We start from the raw sequence: 601 nt of genomic DNA, 5'->3' as shown, positions 1-601 counted from the left end.
GCAAAGCCGGAATCGGCGCGCAGGATGATGCGCACTGTGCGCCACGTCTGGCGGATCTGGGTCACGATCCGCTCGATCTCTTCGACCGATCCCTTGCTGGCGTCGATATTGGAGCGTCGCAGCTTTGCCGCCAAAAGGTGCCGGCCGCAGAAGACGTAGAGCGGCAAATAGCAGTAGCAATTGTAATAGCCGTGGAAGAACCGGCCCTCCTGGTGGCCGTGTAGCGGATCGTCGGTGGCGTCGAGATCGAGCACGATTTCGCCAGGCGACTTGTCGTGGGCTTCCAGGAATAGCTCCACGAACAGGGCTTCCAGCATCTGCTTGTCGTAGCTGATCTTGTGATAGCGCGTCGGCTCCCCGACGCGGCCGTGCTCCAGCCGGTTCAACGTCGACTTGCCGGCAAGCACCGCACAGTCTTCCCGCTTCGGCGTCAGGCTCTCCGACAGAAGTGCGAGCACCGGGTCGTGGCGCAGCGTGTCGTGGTCGTCGACGTCCTCGTAACCGAGTGCGATCGCCGCAATGCGTTGCCCGACCAGGGTGCGTACGCTGTGAACCGTGAGGTCCGGATCGCGTCGGTCGACAAAGCACGAGGCCACACGAT

1 protein-coding gene is annotated in these 601 nt (G+C 62.7%); it reads right to left on the bottom strand.

Annotated elements, in window-relative coordinates; translation table 11 throughout:
- Positions 1–601, bottom strand: a 601-nt coding sequence (locus tag EH240_RS37355; RefSeq protein WP_206075402.1) for a transposase, incomplete at both ends; no start/stop codon positions are given.

The sequence above is a fragment of the Mesorhizobium tamadayense genome, assembly GCF_003863365.1.
Taxonomy (GTDB): domain Bacteria; phylum Pseudomonadota; class Alphaproteobacteria; order Rhizobiales; family Rhizobiaceae; genus Mesorhizobium; species Mesorhizobium tamadayense.
Note: the sequence above shows the minus strand (reverse complement) of the source record. Positions and strands in the feature narration are given on the sequence as shown.